16 protein-coding genes are annotated in these 19,992 nt (G+C 64.0%); 9 read left to right on the top strand and 7 right to left on the bottom strand.

Annotation, left to right across the window (positions count from 1 at the left end; all coding sequences use genetic code 11):
* Window positions 1-267 precede the first annotated feature (267 nt).
* The 8 genes from tssJ (at window position 268) to N511_RS0108590 (ending at window position 9,204) form a co-directional block, all read left to right on the top strand.
* Window positions 268-861: a type VI secretion system lipoprotein TssJ gene (tssJ, locus tag N511_RS0108620; RefSeq protein ID WP_231479625.1), complete on the top strand. Its 594-nt coding sequence runs from the start codon at window positions 268-270 to the stop codon at window positions 859-861.
* 15 nt (window positions 862-876) lie between these two features.
* Window positions 877-2,223 (top strand): type VI secretion system baseplate subunit TssK, encoded by a 1,347-nt coding sequence (gene tssK, locus N511_RS0108615; protein ID WP_027678923.1) that lies wholly within the window; start codon window positions 877-879, stop codon window positions 2,221-2,223.
* Window positions 2,220-3,005 carry a type IVB secretion system protein IcmH/DotU gene (gene icmH / locus N511_RS0108610; RefSeq protein WP_027678922.1) on the top strand — a complete coding sequence of 262 codons (786 nt, stop codon included), beginning with the start codon at window positions 2,220-2,222 and terminating at the stop codon, window positions 3,003-3,005. Before tssK ends, icmH begins: the two co-directional genes overlap by 4 nt.
* Window positions 3,006-3,075: 70 nt before the next feature.
* Complete coding sequence (locus N511_RS23870) at window positions 3,076-5,796, top strand: type VI secretion system Vgr family protein (RefSeq protein WP_051530856.1); 2,721 nt, start codon at window positions 3,076-3,078, stop codon at window positions 5,794-5,796.
* Window positions 5,797-5,825: 29 nt separating this feature from the next.
* A complete protein-coding gene (locus tag N511_RS0108600) occupies window positions 5,826-6,209 on the top strand; it encodes a hypothetical protein (RefSeq protein ID WP_027678921.1) in 384 nt (127 codons plus the stop codon).
* Between the two features lie 12 nt (window positions 6,210-6,221).
* A complete protein-coding gene (locus tag N511_RS25220) occupies window positions 6,222-7,499 on the top strand; it encodes a hypothetical protein (RefSeq protein ID WP_155954032.1) in 1,278 nt (425 codons plus the stop codon).
* Window positions 7,500-7,611: 112 nt separating this feature from the next.
* Window positions 7,612-8,082 carry a hypothetical protein gene (locus N511_RS23865; RefSeq protein ID WP_051530855.1) on the top strand — a complete coding sequence of 157 codons (471 nt, stop codon included), beginning with the start codon at window positions 7,612-7,614 and terminating at the stop codon, window positions 8,080-8,082.
* A 411-nt stretch (window positions 8,083-8,493) separates the two neighbouring features.
* On the top strand, window positions 8,494-9,204 hold the full coding sequence (locus tag N511_RS0108590; protein ID WP_027678920.1) for a hypothetical protein: 711 nt from the start codon (window positions 8,494-8,496) through the stop codon (window positions 9,202-9,204).
* A 128-nt stretch (window positions 9,205-9,332) separates the two neighbouring features.
* Here N511_RS0108590 and N511_RS0108585 read toward each other — a convergent pair whose 3' ends face one another.
* Window positions 9,333-12,086, bottom strand: a complete 2,754-nt coding sequence (locus tag N511_RS0108585; protein WP_027678919.1) for an FtsK/SpoIIIE family DNA translocase — start codon at window positions 12,084-12,086, stop codon at window positions 9,333-9,335.
* Between the two features lie 95 nt (window positions 12,087-12,181).
* A complete protein-coding gene (locus N511_RS0108580; protein ID WP_027678918.1) occupies window positions 12,182-12,967 on the bottom strand; it encodes an MHYT domain-containing protein in 786 nt (261 codons plus the stop codon).
* A 255-nt stretch (window positions 12,968-13,222) separates the two neighbouring features.
* On the opposite strand from N511_RS0108580, the gene N511_RS0108575 reads away from it, so the two are divergent.
* A complete protein-coding gene (locus tag N511_RS0108575) occupies window positions 13,223-13,804 on the top strand; it encodes a hypothetical protein (RefSeq protein ID WP_027678917.1) in 582 nt (193 codons plus the stop codon).
* 21 nt (window positions 13,805-13,825) lie between these two features.
* Here the strand turns inward: N511_RS0108575 and N511_RS0108570 are convergent, their stop codons facing one another.
* Genes N511_RS0108570 through N511_RS0108550 form a run of 5 tightly spaced genes read right to left on the bottom strand, consistent with a single transcriptional unit; the run spans window position 13,826 to window position 19,986 of the window.
* The gene (locus N511_RS0108570; RefSeq protein WP_027678916.1) at window positions 13,826-15,127 is read right to left on the bottom strand and encodes an MFS transporter; all 1,302 of its coding nucleotides are present in this window, start codon (window positions 15,125-15,127) and stop codon (window positions 13,826-13,828) included.
* A 52-nt stretch (window positions 15,128-15,179) separates the two neighbouring features.
* Window positions 15,180-16,082 (bottom strand): SMP-30/gluconolactonase/LRE family protein, encoded by a 903-nt coding sequence (locus N511_RS0108565; RefSeq protein WP_027678915.1) that lies wholly within the window; start codon window positions 16,080-16,082, stop codon window positions 15,180-15,182.
* Window positions 16,083-16,086: 4 nt separating this feature from the next.
* Window positions 16,087-16,932: an NAD-dependent epimerase/dehydratase family protein gene (locus N511_RS0108560; protein WP_027678914.1), complete on the bottom strand. Its 846-nt coding sequence runs from the start codon at window positions 16,930-16,932 to the stop codon at window positions 16,087-16,089.
* 1 nt (window position 16,933) lies between these two features.
* Window positions 16,934-18,535 (bottom strand): galactarate dehydratase, encoded by a 1,602-nt coding sequence (garD, locus tag N511_RS0108555; protein ID WP_027678913.1) that lies wholly within the window; start codon window positions 18,533-18,535, stop codon window positions 16,934-16,936.
* A 41-nt stretch (window positions 18,536-18,576) separates the two neighbouring features.
* Window positions 18,577-19,986 (bottom strand): enolase C-terminal domain-like protein, encoded by a 1,410-nt coding sequence (locus N511_RS0108550; protein ID WP_027678912.1) that lies wholly within the window; start codon window positions 19,984-19,986, stop codon window positions 18,577-18,579.
* Window positions 19,987-19,992: the final 6 nt, after the last annotated feature.

Below are 19,992 nucleotides of genomic sequence, written 5' to 3'. Positions count from 1 at the left end.
TAGAGCCGCATCCGGCAACGATCTTCGATTATTAAGAAACCGAAACATTCTTCCGATTTGCTTTATTAAGGAATCGAAACAATTCACCGGTTTCCTTTAGCTGAACGGGCGCAGCGGCAGTCAAACAAAGAGAATTAAGTAATTCAGAAATCAGGCATGAAGATGATGAAATTCGATGCCGCTTGGGAGCAAGCGGCGAGGCAGCCGGGCTGCGGCCGCCTTCTGAAGCGGTCTCTGAAGCACCATCTCGCGGGGGCGCTCAAGCTGATGCTGGTGAGCGTGAGCGTGGTCGCGCTGGCAGCCTGCTCCACCGGCGCAAGCGTGCTGGCCGGTGCGGCCAACGGCGCGCTGGAAGCGATGGGGCTCAAATCGTCGAACGTGCCCGATGCGCAGAAGCCGCCGCGCGAAGTGCCGCTCAAGATGACGGCGGGCAACAACCTGAACGCCGCCAACGACCGTCGCCCGGTAGCGGTGGTGGTGCGGCTGTATTCATTGAAGGACCCGACCAGCTTCCTGCAGGCGCCGTATGACACCTTCATCGACCCGGCGCGCGAGAAGCAGACGCTGGGCGCCGATCTCGTCAACGTGCGTGAGATGACGCTGATCCCGGGCCAGCGTTACGACTTCACCGAGAAAGTCTCGCGCGAAGCCACCACGCTGGGCGTCGTGGCGCTGTTCCGCAGCCCCGCGTCGCAGCGCTGGAAGTTTGCCTTCAACACCGAGAAGAACGAGAAGTCGGGCATCGTGATCGGGCTGCACGCCTGCGCCATGACGGTGACCTCCGGCACGCTGACCACGCCGGCTGGCGCCACACCGCTGACCGATCTCAACCTGCTCTCCCCCGCGGTTTGCGGTAGCTGAACAACAAGGGCCAACGTGAGTTACTCCGCAAAGATTCTCTGGGGCGAAGGGCTATTCCTGCGCCCGCAGCACTTCCAGCGTCAGGATGCGTATCACGAGTCGCGCCTGCATGCGACTGCGCAAGTCATCCAGCCGTATGCGTGGGGCATCCGCCATGCGCGCTTCGATACCGATGCGCTGGCCAGCGGCGTGCTGCGCGTGATCGAGCTGTCGCTGTTCTTTCCCGACGGCGAGCTGTACTTCGCGCCGCAGGCCGATGCGCTGCCCCCTCCGCTGGTGCTTGACGCCATCCCTGCCGGCGTATCGGAGCTGACCTTCCATATCGCGCTGTATCCGCTGCAAGACAACGGTGGCAACTACCGCGAGCAGATCGAAGGCGCATCGGTATCGCGCTTTGTCGGCACGGAAGAGGAAACGGCAGACCTGTATACAGAGGCCGAGCCCGCCGCCATCACGTATCTGAAGAAGTCGGTCAAGCTGATTGCCGAGACGGAACCGCGCGAGCAGTTCATCTCGCTGCCCGTGGTGCGCGTGCGGCGCACCGGCACCGGCGGCTTTGAGCTGGACGAAAACTTTGTCGCGCCCAGCATGGCAATCAACGCCTCGGCCGTGCTGTATCAGCGCCTGCGCCGGCTGCTGGACGCCCTGCAGGCCAAGGTCAACGCGCTGTACGGTTTCCACCGCGAGCCGACCAAGAACATCATCGAATTCCGCTCCGGCGACATTGCGTCGTTCTGGCTGCTGCATACGGCCAATGCAGCGTTTGCGGCGCTGTCGCATCTGTATCACCACCCAGACCTGCACCCGGAGCGCCTGTTCCAGGAAATGCTGCGCCTGGCCGGCGCGCTCATGACGTTCACCAAGAGCTACACGCTGGCCGACCTGCCCGCCTACGATCACGACAACCCGGGCCCCGTGTTTGCCAAGCTCGACACGATCGTGCGCGAGCTGCTCGATACCGTCATCTCCACGCGCTACTTTGCGATTGCGCTGGAGGAGACGCGCCCGTCGTTCCACCTCGGCCGCATCGACTCCGGCAAGATCGACGACCAGACCAGCTTCTACCTGTCGGTGTCGGCAGACATGCCCGCCGCCGAGCTGGTGGAAGCCATTCCGGCGCGCTTCAAGGTCGGCGCCCCCGACGACGTCGAAAAGCTCGTGCTGTCGTCCATGCCGGGCGTGCCGCTCACCTATACGCCGCAGGTGCCGCCCGCCATTCCGGTGCGCCCGGGCGCGTGCTACTTCGCCGTGGAAGCGCGCGGCATGCTGTACGAACGCATGCTGCAGGCCCAGACCCTCACCATCTATGCCCCGGCCGGCATCCGGGAACTCAAACTTGAACTGATCGCGGTGACTTCATGAGCGCTACCTCCACCCCTTCGCTGTTTGGCGGTTCGGCACCGGCAACCGCTGCGGCGGATGCACGTGAATCCAACACGCACGCGCGCACGCTGCTCGACTTGCTGTATGACGGCTTCTTCATGCTGTTCCAGTTGCGCAACGCCCAGCAGCCGACCAGCGCAGAAGATTTCCTCTCGCGCGTGCGCGCCTTTCTCGACGATTTCGACCGCGGCGCCAAGCGCCTGAACGTATCCGCCGAAGACGTGTTCGACGCCAAGTACGCGTTCTGCGCCGCGGTGGACGAAACCATCCTGTCGTCCAACTTTGCGATCCGCCCGGCCTGGGAGCGCCGCCCGCTGCAGCTCGTGCTGTTTGGCGAACAGCTCGCCGGCGAGACCTTCTTCGTCAAGCTCGAAGAACTGCGTGCGCACGGTGCACCGCGCCTGCAGGCGCTGGAAGTCTTCCACATGTGCCTGCTGCTGGGCTTTCGCGGCAAGTACATCCTCGAAGGGCCCGAGAAGCTGGCTTACCTCACTGCACGCCTGGGCGACGAGATTTCCGCCATCAAAGGCAAGCGCGCCGCGTTTGCGCCCCACTGGCCGCTGCCCGACAAGGTCGCGCACATGCTCAAGCGCGAAACGCCGCTGTGGATTTTCGGCGCCGTGTTTGCGTTGATCGGGCTGCTGGGCTTCCTCGGGCTGTCGCACACGCTGAACGCCAAGACCAACGAAACGCTGGAAGGCTATTCGCAGGTCATCAAGCTCGGGCCGCGCTTCTCGCACCTGACGATTTCGCTGCCGTGATGGCCACGATGGGCCGCGTGCCCATCCTTCTGCTGAACCGCAACACGAACCCCAGCGCGACGCTGTTCCGATGAAGCCTTTGTCCAACCTGCCGGCCGCCGTGCCACAAGCCGTCCTGGGCGCGCTGCTCGGGCAGCAGACCCGCCAGATCACGCTGGAGACGGCGCTTGCTTCCGACAACCTCGTCGTGGAGCGCTTTACCGCCACCGAGGCGGTGTCGGCCTCATTCGTCCTGCATATCGATTGCCTGAGCCCGTCGGCGCATCTGGACACGGCCAAGCTGGCCTCGCAGGAAGTCACGCTGCGCCTGGTGCAAGCCGACGGCAAGCGACGCGCTTGGCACGGTTACGTGGCGGATTGCGCATCGCTTGGCGGCGACGGCGGCCTCGCACGCTACCGGCTGCGCGTCGTGCCCTGGCTTGACCGCCTGCGCACACGCAGCGACTGCTTCGTCTACCAGGACAAGACCGCACTCGAGATCATCGAAGACGTCTTCGGCGAATACCCCAGCGCGCATTACAAGATTGCGACAACGCAGCCGTGCGCCAAACGATCGATCTGCTGCCAATACCGCGAAACCGACTATGCGTTCGTGATGCGCCTGCTGGCCGAGGAAGGCCTGTCGTTCCGCATCGAGCACGAGCAAAGCGACGACAAGCAACAACAAGGCAGCACGCAGTCGCGTCACACCGTCGTCATCTTCGACAACGATGCGCAACGTCCGGCTTGCCCGCAGCCGCAGATCCGCTTCCATCGCGTTGACGCCACCGAAAGCGAAGACGCGATCGAGCGTTTCTCGCACGCGCACAGCGTGGGCACCAATGCAGTGACGCTCGCCTCGTGGGACTACAAGGCACTGGCTGCGACCAGCGCCCAAGCCAGCGCCAGCGACCCCGGCGGCGAACTGCCCACGCTGGAACGCTTTGAAGCCTCGGGCTCGTATCAATATTCGAATGCGCAAGAAGCCAGCCGCGCCGCGCAACTGCGCATGCAGGCACACGAAGGCGCCTACCTGCGCTACGAGGGCCAAGGCAGCGTGCGCCAATTGGGCGCCGGCCAGCGCTTCACGCTCGCGCAGCATTTCGACAGCAAGCACAGCGAGTTCGTCACGCTGCAGGTGGAACACGAAGCCGCCAACAACCTCGGCGCCGACATCGCACGGTTGCTCTCCACCACGGAGATCGAATCGGGCAGCTACCGCAATCGTTTCGTCGCCGTGCCGGCCGAGGCGCCCATCGTGCCGCCCTACCGACGCCGCCCGACGGCGCCTGAAGGCCAGGCTGCCGTGGTCATTGCCGACGACGGCGCGCCGCTCACAACCGACCGCGACCATCGCGTGCGCGTGCGCTTCCCGTGGCTGCGCGCGCCGGAGGTCAATGCGTTTTCCGATCCGTCCAACAGCGACCGGTCGCAAGTCACCGCCTGGGTGCGCGTGGCCAGTGCCAGCGCGGGCCCGAACTGGGGCGGCAATCACCTGCCGCGCGCTGGCACGCAGGTCCTGCTGACGTTCATCGACGGCGACATCGACCGGCCGATGATCGCCATGCAGCTGCACAACACGCAGGACGCCCTGCCGTGGGCCCCTGCCGATGCGCCGCTTGGGCAAGCCCTGTCCGGCTGGCATTCACAAGGTCTTGGCGGTGACGGCTACAACCAGTGGGTCGTCGACGATCATCCCGGCCAGTTGCGCACGCGCCTGGCCAGTTCGACCGCCAACAGCCAGCTCAACCTCGGCTATGTCACCTCGCACGGCGCCACGGGCGGAGACCGCGGCACGTGGCGCGGCACCGGCGCCGAACTGCGCACCGACGCCTGGGCGGTGGTCCGCGCTGGCGGAGGCCTGCTGCTTTCGACCACCGCGCGTGCGCAAGCCGTCGGCACGCTGCTCGACGCCCATGAAGCGCGCGGGCAGCTCACCGCCGCGCAGAAGACGGCACAGCGCTTGTCGGATGCCGCCGCGAGCCAGCAAGCGCTGCCCTTGGCGGCCAACGAAGCGTTTGAGCCGATCGACAAGGCGCTCGACCCTGCGCAGGACGGCAAGTACCCCAGCAACGTCAACGGTCAGGATTCACAGCAGCCCGTCGATAAATTCGGCCAGCCGTTGCTGGTGACCGAATCGCCCTCCAGCATCGCGCTCGCTTCGCAGGCCACGACCACTGTCTACGCGGGGCGGCATTTGCACGGCACCGCGCAGGCCGACTGGCACCTTGCCGCTGGCAATGTCATCGCCGCCGCGGCTGCAAAGGGCGTGAGCCTGTTCGCGCAACGCAACGGCATCCGCGCGATTGCCGAAGGCGGGCCCGTGTCGATCCAGGCGCATACCGATGCGTTGGCTGTGCTGGCAGATAAGGCCGTTACCGTTACCTCGTCGGCCGATTCGGTCGAGATCCTCGCGCAGCAGAACATCGTGCTGCATGGCGGGGATTCGTTGATCCGACTGGAAGGGAATGCAGTGACGTTTGAGACGTCGGGGCTGCTGTCGGTGAAGGGGGCTGGGCATCCGTTTGAGGGGCCGGGGGGGCAGGCGGCGCAGATGGTGGCATTGCCTGCTCAACAACTAGGGCCCTTCAAAGGTCAATTGCAGCTCGTTGATCACGGAGAGAAGGCCATGCCTGACATCCCGTACAAGATCGTTGGAGCAGACGGCACCGTGCTGGCCGAAGGCATTACAGACCGGTCCGGTAAGAGCCCCGTCGTCACAAGCGACAAAGCCAATGCCACCGTTTACATTGGTCGAGGCGGTTGGACGATCTCTGAAGAGACTATCGAAGAAAGCGGTTGTGGTTGCTAGCCACCTAACGCCCACGCAAGACACCCACGATGACAACCGACGATCATCACGATCATGACCATATCGGCGGCAGTGCCGAGCTCTATTTCGAACACGGCTTTGGCCAAGCTATCGCAGGCTTGTCCGTGCGTATCACCGCAGGCAGCAAGTCATTCTCCGGTACAACCGACGAGCACGGCTTGTTGCCCACACTGCGCATCCGACCGCCCGATGCTGCACCAACGCATAACCATGGTGATTGGGTCGTTTCAGCAAGCCCACCGCAACGCGTCTCTATTGAAATCCAGAAGGGCGACGGCTCCTGGAAAAATATCGGCGCCTTCAATCTCGAGGACGGTCAACGCAAGCGTGTGATCGTTTCTGCAAATAGCACTGCCAGCCCCATGCCGCTGGCAATGCACGGTGCGGCTTAAGGATTTCGCCACATGGCTACTGCGCAACAGCAAATTCCTGCTCAGCAGGTCCAGAACGCGACAAACGGAAACAATATTCTGCAAACGACGGTGCAGTTGGTGCAGAGGTATTGGCTGCGCGTAACCGTACAGATGCAGGAAGGAACGGGGACTAGGCCCGCCGCCAATCTTCCGTACACACTGACACAGCAGGACGCGCAAAACAACGCGAATTGGATTGTTCTCAGCAACAGCATCACACATATCTCCAGCGGGGAAGCAAAATTTGCCATCCCCGGTGCGGGACGCTATCGACTGTACGTTAAGGAGCCAAACGTAACGATACCGGCCGGCAATACATTTCCCATCCCGTATCACCAACTCCCTAGCGGTCAAGCGAGCCAACGGGAAGTACAACCTTGGATGGAATTGGTGGTGACAGAGTCCGGAGCACCGCAGACTTTCAATGTGGCGCAAGTGCACCCCAACACGCTCGGTCGTCCTGCCAATCTTTATCCAGCGGCTGCCAATAGTCTGGGGCCGCTAAACAACACGCACGCTTCGGCAGCGCATGCCTTGAACCTCGGTGAGTACCGCATAAAAAATCAACTCTGGAGCGATATCAGTACTTGCTATGGAACATCGCACCCTTCTATTACCGGCAGCGTCAACCGAGCCGCGCTAGAGCAAATATATGGAGAACATCTGGTCCCGGACGGACAAACAGCCACGCGCGAACTACAGTTGACCAACAGAATTGTCCGATTCGAGGCAATGTCGACCCAAGGGGGGCGGCAAACGCAAGGATTCGCTGACGCAAATCTGATGACGGCCGACGAGTGCCTTAGAAAGACGCACCCGTCGGTACTCGATTGGTGGCTTTCGGCAATGCAGGCCCTAAACATAACTTACGCCCGTAGCACTGGAGCTTGGAGACCGCATACTGGCTCAACGCGGCATCGCTACTCATTGGCACTTGACATCACCCACCTACGAACTGTTGCTACCGGGAGCGATGGTAATGATGTCACTGTCGAGATTCACTTGCATCGGATAGAGGGAACTGACGCAAAACCAACTGCGTCTGATGCGGAAACCAATACCCCGACTAAAGTACTGCGACGCGACTTCTCACGGAGATTTCATCGATATCTCGCCGAACAGCGACAAACGGGTGCATTAGGTTGGTTAGGCGGCCCTTGGGAACTCACCTATGCCAACGTTGGCATGCAAGGCAATACGACGTTCATCAAGACTGATTCAATTCACATTCACCACGTTCACGTCAGTGTGGGGCGCGAGCAACCTTGATCAAGCGAAGACAGATAGTCGCTTTGGTTCTTGCAGCACGGATCCAATGTGGCAACGGGACTGCTCCGCTCTATATAGATGAATCAGGCAATTCTCATAAATTGGAGTTGATTTGAAGCCCTTACTGACGGCAGCGGCCACCTTGGTCTGCACCGCGCTCCTTCTCACCAACAACGCCACTGCGGCAACTGACGAGGCCTTATCCGAATGGCACTACGTAGGAGGGACACTCACTTATGGTGGCGCTGAAACTGACGGACTGCCCCTATATGTCAGCTGCGAATCCGGGCGCCTCAAAGCAACTGTTGCTACCTACGCAGAACAGCAGAAGGAAGGGCAGCCCGTCAAAGTCAAGTTCTCGTCTAGCCGTAGCCACTTGACGGTGCATGCACACCGCGAGGTGTCAGACATGGATTGGTATGCAACTGGCGAAGTTAAGAACTTGGCGCATTTCTATGCACTGTTCCAAGCTTCAGGCCAACTGATAGCCGAGGTAGACGGGCAGAAGATCGCCTTCGGTTTGAATGGAGCCGCCGCAGCGGTCGAACAATTGAAGAAGGCGTGCCCTATACGCAAACAATGAAGGCGATTCTCTACCCCGTAATCTGAAAGCCTGGATACAGCGAGTCGGAAGTACTTACGTTTTTCCGAAGTGGCGGAGAACACATCGGCTCGCTCCATGATGACTCATCTCGCCAAGGGTGGCCGACCGCCTCCGGCACACAAGCCGTGAGCCGGGCGAGCATGACTTGCAAGCCAGCGTCGTCTTGCAAGCCGAGGAAACAGTTCCGACGAATCAGTGGCGATTTACTCGGCAGCCCCTTTGTGAACACGAATAGAGTCGAACCCCACTGTTAATTCGTCCTCGGCAACTGAGCAGGTCATCGATGTTCTGGCTTCTTTACTTGGCCCTGCCCGTCTACGCGGGAGCGCAGGTCGCTTCTCATGTCGCATCAAAGTGCGCGGTCAAACTGACGAACAACGAGAAGACACCATGGGCATACTAAAAAAACTATTCGGCCGAAACACCAAAGACCAAGTCGCCAACCCGCCCCCACCGCCGAAAGACGACGACACCTCGTCCGACATCGTCCCCGAACTCGCCCCAGCCTTGGAAGCCTACCAACAAGGCCAGTACGAAGCGGCCATCACCGCGGCAGCACCCCACGCGAATCGCCACGCCGACGCCAACCGCCTATGCGCGCTCGCCTATTCGGACATGCGCCGCTATCCCGAGGCCTTTCCTTACTGGCTTGCGTTGTTCGAACAGGAACCCAGCGCGCACAACGCGCTGCAGCTGGCGACGACGTCCGTCATGTGCGGCGAACTGAAGCGCGGCGAAGCGTGGTTGATGAAGTTCGACGAGATCAACAAGCAGACGCACGAGATGTCCAGCGTCACGGCTCGCACGCAGTTCATCTCGTCGCTCACGCAGAGCGGGCACATGGCCGAGGCATTGCCGTATCTGGATTGGCTGCGCGATGTCTACGCGCACGTTCGCATCACCGATTCGCACTTCCTGTACATGCGCGGCATCCCGTTTTTCCCGAGCTTTCTGGAAAACAGCCTGCCGATTCTCAAGGCCACCCTGCCGGCCGAGGCGGTCGCTCAGTGGTATGGCGTGTTGTCGGGACAGTTGGATGAGGAAGGCGAGGTGCAGCTCGGGGCGTGGCTGCAATCGTTGAACGTCACCGCCGAAAGTTGAGCTGCGCCGGCCGTTGATATCCGACTGGACTTCTGGGAAACCGCCAGTCGGCCAAGGTCTTCAGGTCCGCCGCAAGACGCAATGAATCGGTCGCGCCGCACCGCTCAGGAGTGGCAGACACCCGCCTATCACTCCCCACCACCCGGCGCCAACACCTCACGCTGCCCATTCCGCCCCATCGGCGACACCAGCCCCGCCGCTTCCATCTGTTCGATGAGCCGCGCGGCACGGTTGTAGCCGATGCGCAGTTGCCGCTGCACAGAGGAAATCGACGCGCGGCGCGTGTTGAGCACAAACGCCGCGGCCTCGTCGTAGAGCGGATCGGCTTCTGCATCGCCGCTCTCGCCACCGAACAAATCGCCGCTCGCGGCGGCTTCACCCGGATCACCGGCGAGGATGGCTTCGTCGTATTCGGGCTCGCCAAACTGCTTCCAGTGTTCGACCACGCGGTGCACTTCCTCATCGGCGACGAACGCGCCGTGCACGCGCTGCGGATAGCCAGTCCCCGGCGGCAGGAACAGCATGTCGCCCTGGCCGAGCAGAGATTCGGCGCCCATCTGGTCGAGAATCGTGCGCGAGTCGATCTTGGAGGACACCTGGAACGCCACGCGCGTCGGAATGTTCGCCTTGATCAGGCCGGTGATGACATCCACCGACGGCCGCTGCGTCGCCAGAATCAAATGAATGCCGGCGGCACGGGCCTTTTGTGCGAGGCGCGCGATCAGCTCTTCGATCTTCTTGCCGGCCACCATCATCAGGTCGGCCAGTTCGTCGATGACGACCACGATCATCGGCAGCGTCGAGAGGGGCTCGGGCGCATCGGGCGTCAGCGAGAACGGATTCGGCACCTTGCGGCCGGCCTGTTCTGCCGCGCGGATCTTCTGGTTGTAGCCGGCCAGGTTGCGCACGCCCAGCGCCGACATCAGCCGATAGCGCTTCTCCATCTCGCCCACGCACCAGTTGAGCGCGTGCGCGGCCTGCTTCATGTCGGTCACCACGGGTGCGAGCAGATGCGGAATGCCCTCGTACACCGAGAGTTCCAGCATCTTCGGGTCGATCATGATCATGCGCACGTCGTCGGGCGTGGCCTTGTACAGCATCGACAGGATCATCGCGTTGACGGCGACCGACTTGCCGGAGCCCGTCGTGCCGGCCACCAGCAGGTGCGGGGCGCGTGCGAGATCCGTCACCACCGGGTTGCCGGTGATGTCTTTGCCCATGGCCAGCACGAGGTGCGACGCGTGCGACTGGAAATCCGCCGCGTTCACGACTTCCGACAGGCGGATCATTTCGCGGCGGGCGTTGGGCAGCTCCAGGCCCATGCACGTCTTGCCGGGGATGGTTTCGACAACGCGGATGGACGTCACGCCCAGCGCGCGCGCCAGGTCTTTCATCAGCCCGACGACCTGCGCGCCGCGCACGCCAATCGCCGGGTCAACCTCGAACCGCGTGATGACTGGCCCGGCCGACGCGCCAACGACCGTGACTGGCACCTTGAACTCGGCCAGGCGCTGGGCGATCAGGTTGCTGGTCTCTTCCAGGTGCTCGGCGGAGACGGCTTCCGCGCTGGGGGTTGCAGCGGTCAGCAATGCGGCGCCCGGCAGGCGATAGTCGACGATGCGCGGTACGGCAGGTGCCGCAGCCGGCACGGGTGCGGGCGCCGGCACGGACGCTGCGGCAACGGCCGGCGCCGCGCGTGACACCACCTCCCCCACCACGGCGGGCAAGACGATGCGCGGCTTGGGCGCAGGCACGGCAGGCGCGACTTCCGGCTGCGCGGCCGGCTCGATCGACGGCGCAACGGGCGGTGCTTCCGCCTCGGGCAGTGCTTCGACAATCGGGGCGGCTTCGGCTTCCGCTTCCCCGCTCGGCTCGGCAACCTCCTGCGCGGGCGTCGGCGTTACGGCGGGCGCCATCAGGCCGCGCAGTTCGGCCAGGAGCGCCTCGGCTTCTTGGCGTACGGCGTCGAGGTCGACAGTTGCAGTTTCTGCGACGGCGGCTTTCGCCTCCACCAACTCCGGCACCGTCGTTTCCGGCAGGACAACCGGCTCGGCAGCGGGCATGGCGTGCGGCGGGGCCGCCGGGGCCGGTGCCGGGGCTGGCGCTGGCGCCTGCGTTTGCAGACCAAGTTGCGGCTGATGGAACGGGCTGCTGACGATGGTGGCACGCGGTTTTGGGCGTGCCGCAGGCGTCTGCGGTGGAGTGGGCGGAGGTGCGGGCGGCGTCTTCACAGTGGCCGGCGCTTCAGCCGGTGCGCCCTTCTTTGCGTCAAGCAGGGGCCAGATTTCGCCCGGCTGCGGCGGCGAGGGGCGCGTGCGCGGGGGTGGCTGCCATGCGGGCTGGCGGCGGGCAGACACCGCTTCGATGCCACGGTGACGCACCGTCGGTTGTGCAGCACCGGCATTAGCGCTCCAGCGCGTCTCCCCTGCCCCGCCGAGGCCGAGCGCAGTCGGCTTCAAGCCGTCGTCAACGGTTTCGTCGTGGCGGGTGTCCGGGTCGGAAGACGCCTCGGCATCAGCGACGCGACGGCGCTTGAACACCTGGCCCCACGATCGTCCGAACACCATGGGGGCGACCCAGATCAGCACGCCGAGCATCAGGAGGAACGCGCCCGTCCAGCCCAGCATGTGAGAGAACAGCGACGACAATGCGCGCCCGGCAGCACCGCCGGCCTTGTCCTGCGGATCGGCGCCAGAAGTCAGGGCTTCAAGCGCGGCGCTGGCGCTCAGCGCGACGAGCGTCACCAGCCAGAGCCGCACGGTGCCCCGGCCTTTGAGGAAGTCCCGCTCCCCCGCCAGCGTGCGCGTCACATACCGCCACACCAGCGGCAGCAGCCACACGGTGGAAATGCCAAACCAGCCAAGCACCATTTCAAACGCCATCTACAAATGCCAGGCCGCGATTGTAGCGGGGCGCGCCAGCGCCATGAGAATCGCCCGGCCGAAAAACACGCAGCCGGGCGCTCTGGCAACACGTTTCAGCGCAACGTGCCCGAGGCAGTGGCGCGTGCGCTGCTGGCGCTGCGCGACGCCTCGATCAGCAGGATGATCATCAGGATGGTGCCCGCCAGCGCAAACACGGCATAGCCGATGTTGCTGCCTTCAATGGCGAACAGCGACGGCGAATAGCTCTGCCCCGTGCAGATCATCGTGCCGGCCGTCATGCCCGTGTAGTGCATGCCGCAGACGGCCACGCCCATGATGAGCGCCGCGCCGAACTGCTGGCCGCGTGTCTTGACGGTTGTGGCGAGCCACAGCGCAACCATCGACACCACCACCGCGATCAACGCCGAGACGCCGATGATGGAGATGTCCCAGTCGAAGTTGCTGTTGGTGTGCACGGCGGCCATGCCGGTGTAATGCATCACCGCCACGCCCAGGCCGGTCAGCACGCCGCCCTCGGCAATGTTGCGCAGGCGGTTGCCCGTGGTGCGCGACGCAATGACAAGGCCGCCCGCGGCAAAGACCATCACCACCACCAGCGACAACATGGTCATGAAGAGATCGAACTCGATCCGGACGGGCGTCCGGTAGGCCGCCATGCCGATGAAGTGCATCGACCAGACCGCCCCGCCGCCAAGCGCCACGCTGGCGCAGATCAGCCGGTCCATGTCGAGGGTGCCGTTCTTGTTGCGCACGCGTCTTGACCATCGCAAGCCCACATACGCCCCCGCCACCGAGATGAGATACGACAGCCCCACCAGCAGCCAGTCGTATGCATAGGGCACGATCGCGCCCGGCACCGCAGAAAAGCCGTAGAACATGACACCCTCCCGTTGTAGTACCAAAAGACCGCCGGATTGCCGGGCGGTATCGGCTGGCCGCCCTTTGCTCTGGGCGGCCACGTTTTCGTTATCGTCTGTCTGGCAATGGAACGGCCTCGAGTGGGCCTTTGGGACGCAAGTATGGCGACGCGTGATTGCCCAGCCAATCACCTGCTTTAGGTAACTTCGGGTCGACTTTGGCCGCAGGCCCCCCGCTTGCTTGCGCTATGGGAAATGCGTTTCTCAGGAGGCCCCATGTCGCTCATCGTCGCAGCCCGTTTCGACACGTTTGAACGCGCCGAAGACGCCGCGCGTGCGCTGTTTGCCCAGCGTTTTTCCGAGGACGATGTGAACGTCTTCTTCGTCAACCCGTCCGGCCAGCACGCAGCGTTTCCGATTGGCGGGGACCGCAATGCCGACCCTGGCGCCGTCCGCGCACATGCGGGCGCCGGCAAGGGGATGGCGATTGGCGCGGCCATCGGCGCCGTTGCCGGTGTGGTGGTGCTGATTGCGCTGCACGTGGCCGTGCTGTTTTCGGTGGTGGCGGCCGGGGTGGGCGCCTATATCGGCTCGCTGGCGGGTGCCATGGTCGCCACACGCGACGCGCCCCAGCCCGCTCAACCGCCCGATGCCACGCTGCGCACACGCCATTCCGGCGTGCTGCTGGCGGTGCGCGTGACGCCCGACCGGGAAGCCGAAGCCGCGCGCATCCTGGCCGGTGCCGGCGGCATGGACGTCGAAGAAGCCGCCGGCCGCTGGCGCAATGGCGAGTGGGTCGACTTCGACCCGCTCAGCCCGGCCAAGCTCAATCCGAAGGTTGCCCAGCAGGCCGCCTGACCCACGTCTGCAAACGCAGAATCAAGTCGCCGTGCTCGGTGCCGTTCCACCCGGCTGCATCGGCACGGGGCGCGCCTGCTTATCGTTGAGCATCGTCCACACGAGGATGGCCGCCACGATGTCGAACACCGCCAGCGCCACGAACAGCGGGTTGTAGCCGATGGTCGTGGCCAGCGTGCCGACGGCCAGCGAGAAGAGCATGCCGCCCATGTAGCCCGACATGCCGGCCAGCCCGACAGCTGTGCCGACTTCGTGCTTGCCGAACATGTCGGAGGTGAGCGTGTACAGCGCGCCAGAAAGCGTCTGGTGCGCGAAGCCGCCCACGCAGAACAGCGCAATCGCCGTGTAGGGACTCGTCGCCAGACCGATACAGGCCGGGCCGATCATGCACAGGCAGCCCGTCACCATCACAAGCTTGCGTGATGTCACCAGCGACACCGAGAAGCGCTTCTGGAACCACGGCGCGAGATAGCCGCCAAGCACGCATCCAACGTCCGCCGCCAGGAACGGCAGCCACGCAAACAGCGCGATCTCCTTCAGGTTCATATGGCGCTCGGTGGCCATGTAGAGCGGAATCCAATAATTGAACGTCTGCCACGCCGGCTCCGAGAGAAAGCGCGGGATGGCGATGCCCCAGAAGCGGCGGCCGCTGACGATCTTGCCCCACGACGGCTTGGGCGCATCCGCGTTGTCGTCGGGCGTTTCCTGGCCTGCACGGATGTACTCGCGCTCCTCCGCCGACAAGCGATGGTGCTTGGCCGGCACGCGATACAGCAGGAACCAGAGCACGCTCCACACCAGTCCCATCCCGCCGATCACGGCAAAGGCAAAACGCCAGTTGCCGTGCAGGATGCACCAGACCACCAGTGGCGGCGCCACCACCGCGCCCACGGACGAGCCGATGTTGAACCAGCCCGTGGCAATCGACCGCTCCTTGGCCGGGAACCACTCCGCCGTTGCCCGCAGCGCCGATGGGAAGCCTGCCGCCTCGGTCATCCCCAGCATGGCGCGAAACGCCGCCAGCGACAGCCAACCGCCCGCCGTGCTGTGCAGCAGACAGACCACCGACCACGCCGCCGCAAACAGCGCAAAACCCAGCTTGGTGCCCAACACGTCGAGCACGTAGCCCGCCACCGGTTGCATCACCATGTAGGCCGCCTGGAATGCCGCGACGATGTAGCCGTACTGCTGTGTGCTGATGTTCAGCACCTTGTTCACTTCAGGCGCCGCCACCGCCAGCGCATTGCGCGCCAGGTAGTTCATGATCAGGCCGCTGAGGACGAGGCCGATGATCCACCAGCGCAAGCCTTTGATGGGTTTCATGTGTTGTCTCCTAAAGCCCCCGGTTGTTTTTGTGGGCGGGGCGTACTCGGTTTCAGAGGTGCAGGACGGGTTCTGGTAATCCAGTCACGCCCGGGCGCACTGCAAACGTGGCGCCCGAGAGCGGGTCGTCGCCGATGCGGATCGACGTCACGAACAGGGTGTCCAGCCCGGGGCCGCCGAATGCACACATGGCCGGTTTGGACGTAGGAATGGCGATGCTTCGATCAAGGCGGCCGTGCGGCGTGAAGCGGTGCACGAACCCCGCATCGTTGCCGCAAATCCAGTAGCAGCCGTCTGCATCCACGGCGGCGCCATCGGGGCGACCGGGGTGCGCGTTCATGTCGATGAAGACGCGGCGGTTGTGCGGGGTGCCGGTGTCAACGTCGTAATCGAAAGCCCAGACCGTCTGACGGCTTGCATGCGAATCCGACAGATACATCGTCTTGCCATCGGGGCTGAACGCCAGGCCGTTCGGGACGATCAGGTCATCGATGACGGCATCGACGCGCCCAGTGCGCTCGGCATCTGCATCAAAGCGATACAGCTTGCCGAGCGGCAAACCAAGCGAAGTGTCGAGCACCATCGTGCCGGCCCAAAACCGGCCTTGGCGATCGCAGCGACCGTCGTTGAAACGCATGTCGGGGCGAGCATGCGCCACCGTAGCGAGGCGCTGGAGGGGCCCAACCGCGATGCCGGCACTGGGCGGTGGCGCGAGAAAGATGCCCGTTTCCATCGCCATCGCCCAACCGTTGGGCGCCATGGCTATACAGCCGGCCATCTCGGGCAGCGGCCAGCTGTTGGTCTGGCCCGAGAAGACGTTCCAGCACCACAGCTTGCGGTCAGGGATGTCCGTCCAGTACAGCGCCTGCTCACCGGCGTGCCAGACGGGGCTCTCGCCGACACCGCATTGCATGTTGCCAATCCGCTCGACAACCGGTTCTACGTTGACTGCCATTGCTTCAGTCTCCGAACGGGCCGGCTTTGACGAACGCGCCGCCCTGGTACAGCGCTGCCGGGTCATCGGCAGGCAGCGGCGGTTGCGCTTCGACTTGCGCGCGGAAGATCTCGCTCGTCTGCGTAGGCTGGTAGCCGAGGTGCGCGGCGTGGCGGTTGTCCCACCAATGGTCGCGGTTGTTCGACATGCCGTAGACAACCGTAAAACCCACGCTTGGCACGAACAACGCGCGGCGAATGAGTTGCTCCAGGTCGTCGTAGCCGAGCCAGGTGACGAGCATGCGGCGGTCCTTGGCTTCGGCAAACGAAGAGCCGATGCGGATGGCGACCGTCTCGATGCCGTAGCGATCGAAATAGAAGCTGGCGAGCTGTTCGCCGAATACCTTGCTGAGCCCGTAGTAGCCATCGGGCTTGGTGGGCACGGTGCTGTCGATCACCTCGCCCTGCTTGTAGAAACCGATGGTGTGGTTCGAGCTGGCGAAGACGATGCGGCGCACGCCATGACGACGCGCGGCTTCGTACAAGTTGTAGGTGCCTGCGATGTTGGCCGGCAGGATCTCTTCAAACGGCCGCTCGACCGACACGCCTCCCAAATGCACGATGGCGTCGGTGCCGGCGACGAGCGCATCGACGGCCTTCGCATCAGCCAGGTTGCACGGCACGATCTCCTCGCCGGTTCGCGCCTCGCCGAGATTTGATATATCAGACAAGCGCAAAGAATCGGCGTACTTGGGCAGGCGCTCGCGCAGCACCTTGCCGAGGTTGCCGGCAGCGCCAGTCAGCAGCAGGCGGTGGCAGCGTGTTGTCACGCCGTCGAGCGGATCGTTTTGAAGGTTCATTTCAGTGGTCATATCAGGTCACCGGGGCGGGGTTGAACAGGGCCAGCGCGTTATGCAAACCGAGCTTGTCGGCGCAGACTTGTTTGCGGCCGCTCGCCACGTCAAGAATCAGGTGGAACAGTTCCCAGCCGATGTCGGCAATAGTCGCTTCGCCGGTGGCGATGCGGCCTGCGTCAAGGTCGATCAGGTCATGCCAGCGCTCGGACAGCGCCTTGCGTGTCGACACCTTGATGACCGGCGCCATGGCCAGGCCATACGGCGTGCCTCGGCCGGTCGTGAACACCTGCAGGTTCATGCCGGAGGCCAGCTGCAACGTGCCGCATACGAAATCGCTCGCGGGCGTCGCCGCAAAGATTAGGCCCTTGCGACGCACTTTCTCACCGGGGCCGAGCACATCAACGATGGGCGTGCTGCCCGACTTCACGATCGAACCCAGCGCTTTTTCCACCACGTTGGAGAGCCCGCCCTTCTTGTTGCCGGGCGACGGGTTGGCGCTGCGGTCAGTCTGGCCGCCGCTGAGATAGTTGTCGTACCAGGCCATCTCGCGCAGCAGCGCGCGGCCGACGTCTTCATCGATGGCGCGCGGCGTGAGCAGATGGATGGCGTCGCGCACCTCGGTCACTTCCGAGAACATCACGGTGCCGCCTGCACGGACGATCAGGTCCGCCGCAAAGCCGACCGCCGGATTGGCCGTCACGCCCGAGAACGCATCGCTGCCGCCGCACTGCACCCCGACCACGAGGTCGGATGCCGGGCAGGTTTCCCGCTGGCGCTTGTTGAGATGCTCCAGGCGGCGCTCGGCCATCTCCATGATGGCGTCGGTCATGCCGATGAAGCCGTCGAAGGCTTCGTCCTGCAGACGCAGCACCGGCGAATCTGCGGTGCCAGCCACTTCGATCGGAATGCGGCCGCCCGGCGCAAGCTTCTCCGGCACAAGGCGTTCCGGAACGAGCTTTTCGCAGCCCAGGCCGATCACCATGATCTCGCCGCCAAAGTTCGGATTGAGCGCAAGGTTCTGCAGCGTGCGGATCGGCACGATGGCGGCAGGCGCGTTGATGGCGACACCGCAGCCGTACACATGGTTGAGCGCGACCACATCATCGACGTTGGGGAAGCGCGGCAACAGCTCGCGCTTGATGCGGCCGACCACGTAATCCGTCACGCCTGCCACGCACTGCACGCTGGTCATGATGCCCAGCACGTTCTTCGTGCCCACCGTGCCGTCTGCGTTGCGATAGCCCTCGAAGGTGTAGCCCTCCAGTTTGGCGAGCTTCGGGTCGGGGCGCGTGGCCAGCGGCAATTCATCCAACGCGGGCGCAGACGGCAGCTTGACCGCATGCTCGTTGACCCAGCTACCGCGCGGCAGCGGCTTCACGGCATAGCCGATCACTTCGTTGTAGCGAATGATCGCGTCGCCTTCGGCCAAGTCGACCAGCGCCACCTTGTGGCCTTGCGGCACGCCTTCGACGAGCACCGTGCCATCGGCCAGCGCCGTGCCGGCGGGCAAGCCGCGTGCGTTGACGACGATGGCGACGTTGTCACCGTCGTGCACGCGGATCGTCAGCGCCTTTTCAGTTGCGTTGCCGGCCTCAGGGGCCAGCGTCGGTTCAGACATCACAGACTCCGTGATTGATTCAAACTCAAACGGGCTTCTTTTCAGCGCCCCAGGCTCGGGCGCTTCGGGTCATACGTCCAGCCCGGCACGAGGTATTGCATGGCCATGGCGTCGTCACGCGCGCCGGGGCCCAGGGTCTTGTACAGCGCATGGGCGGCCATGACGCGCTCCATGTCGATTTCGATGCCGAGGCCCGGGCGCTCCGGCACGGCCACGTGGCCGCCCTGGATGCGCAACGGCTCACGCGTCAGGCGCTCCTCGGCTTCCTGCCAGATCCAGTGCGTATCGATGGCCGTGATGTTGCCCGGCGCGGCGGCGGCCACATGCGTGAACATCGCCAGCGACACATCGAAATGGTTGTTGGAATGCGAGCCCCACGTCAGGCCCCACTCGTCGCACAGTTGCGCGACGCGCACGGAGCCTTGCATGGTCCAGAAATGCGGATCGGCCAGCGGAATATCGACCGCGTGAAGCTGGACGGCGTGGCCCATCTGACGCCAGTCGGTCGCGATCATGTTGGTGGCCGTCGGGATGCCGGTAGCGCGCTTGAACTCGGCCATCACCTCGCGGCCCGAATAGCCGGCTTCGGGGCCGCACGGGTCTTCGGCATAGGCCAGCAGATGCCCTTGGCCCTTGCACAGCGCAATCGCCTCGTTGAGCGACCACGCGCCGTTCGAGTCCAGCGTGACGCGGGCGTGCGGAAAGCGCGCCTTGATGGCGGCAATCGCCTCCATCTCATCCGCACCGCGCATCACGCCGCCCTTGAGCTTGAAATCTGCAAAACCGTAGCGCTCGGTGGCGGCTTCGGCGAGTCGTGCGATGGCGGCGGGTGTCATGGCGGCTTCGTGGCGCAGGCGCAGCCAGTCGTCGGTGCCGTTCCCGCCATCCAGATACGGCAGATCGGTCTTGCGGCGGTCGCCCACGTAGAACAGATAGGCGAGCATCGGGGCGCTATCGCGCTGCTGGCCGGCACCGAGCAGCTCTGCCACCGGCACCTCCAGAAACTGGCCAAGCAGATCGAGCAGCGCCGCTTCCACCGCCGTGATGACGTTGTCCATGCGCAGGTTGATCTCGTGCGGCTGGCGCAGTACCGCCGCTTCCGAAGCAGAGGTCACCTGGTGCACCGTCGCCTGATGCGCGGCATTGCCGCCGCCGGCTAGCGCGCGGCGAATGCTGTTCAGCACACCGTTGGTACGTCCGATCGATTGACCGACCACCAGCGGAATCACGCGCTCCAGCGCTTGGCGGATGCCCTCCCCGCCCGGCACCTCGCCCACGCCGGTGCGCCCGGCGTTGTCCTTCAGGATCACGAGGTTCCGTGTAAAAAACGGTGCATGCGCGCCGCACAGGTTCAGCAGCATGCTGTCGCGGCCCGCGACGGGAATCACCTGCATCTCCGTCACCCGCGGTGTGTGGGTGCGCGCGCCGGACTCGATCGATTGCAACGTCACTTACGA

This window comes from Ralstonia sp. UNC404CL21Col (assembly GCF_000620465.1).
Lineage (GTDB): Bacteria > Pseudomonadota > Gammaproteobacteria > Burkholderiales > Burkholderiaceae > Ralstonia > Ralstonia flatus.
Note: the sequence above shows the minus strand (reverse complement) of the source record. Positions and strands in the feature narration are given on the sequence as shown.

Excerpts from the sequence above, each read along its gene's own strand:
- tssJ (WP_231479625.1), top strand. The coding sequence starts at position 268 with ATGCTGGTGAGCGTGAGCGTGGTCGCGCTGGCAGCCTGCTCCACCGGC.
- icmH (WP_027678922.1), top strand. The coding sequence starts at position 2,220 with ATGAGCGCTACCTCCACCCCTTCGCTGTTTGGCGGTTCGGCACCGGCA.
- N511_RS23870 (WP_051530856.1), top strand. The coding sequence starts at position 3,076 with ATGAAGCCTTTGTCCAACCTGCCGGCCGCCGTGCCACAAGCCGTCCTG.
- N511_RS0108600 (WP_027678921.1), top strand. The coding sequence starts at position 5,826 with ATGACAACCGACGATCATCACGATCATGACCATATCGGCGGCAGTGCC.
- N511_RS25220 (WP_155954032.1), top strand. The coding sequence starts at position 6,222 with ATGGCTACTGCGCAACAGCAAATTCCTGCTCAGCAGGTCCAGAACGCG.
- N511_RS0108590 (WP_027678920.1), top strand. The coding sequence starts at position 8,494 with ATGGGCATACTAAAAAAACTATTCGGCCGAAACACCAAAGACCAAGTC.
- N511_RS0108585 (WP_027678919.1), bottom strand. The coding sequence starts at position 12,086 with ATGGCGTTTGAAATGGTGCTTGGCTGGTTTGGCATTTCCACCGTGTGG.
- N511_RS0108580 (WP_027678918.1), bottom strand. The coding sequence starts at position 12,967 with ATGTTCTACGGCTTTTCTGCGGTGCCGGGCGCGATCGTGCCCTATGCA.
- N511_RS0108575 (WP_027678917.1), top strand. The coding sequence starts at position 13,223 with ATGTCGCTCATCGTCGCAGCCCGTTTCGACACGTTTGAACGCGCCGAA.
- N511_RS0108570 (WP_027678916.1), bottom strand. The coding sequence starts at position 15,127 with ATGAAACCCATCAAAGGCTTGCGCTGGTGGATCATCGGCCTCGTCCTC.
- N511_RS0108565 (WP_027678915.1), bottom strand. The coding sequence starts at position 16,082 with ATGGCAGTCAACGTAGAACCGGTTGTCGAGCGGATTGGCAACATGCAA.
- N511_RS0108560 (WP_027678914.1), bottom strand. The coding sequence starts at position 16,932 with ATGACCACTGAAATGAACCTTCAAAACGATCCGCTCGACGGCGTGACA.
- garD (WP_027678913.1), bottom strand. The coding sequence starts at position 18,535 with ATGTCTGAACCGACGCTGGCCCCTGAGGCCGGCAACGCAACTGAAAAG.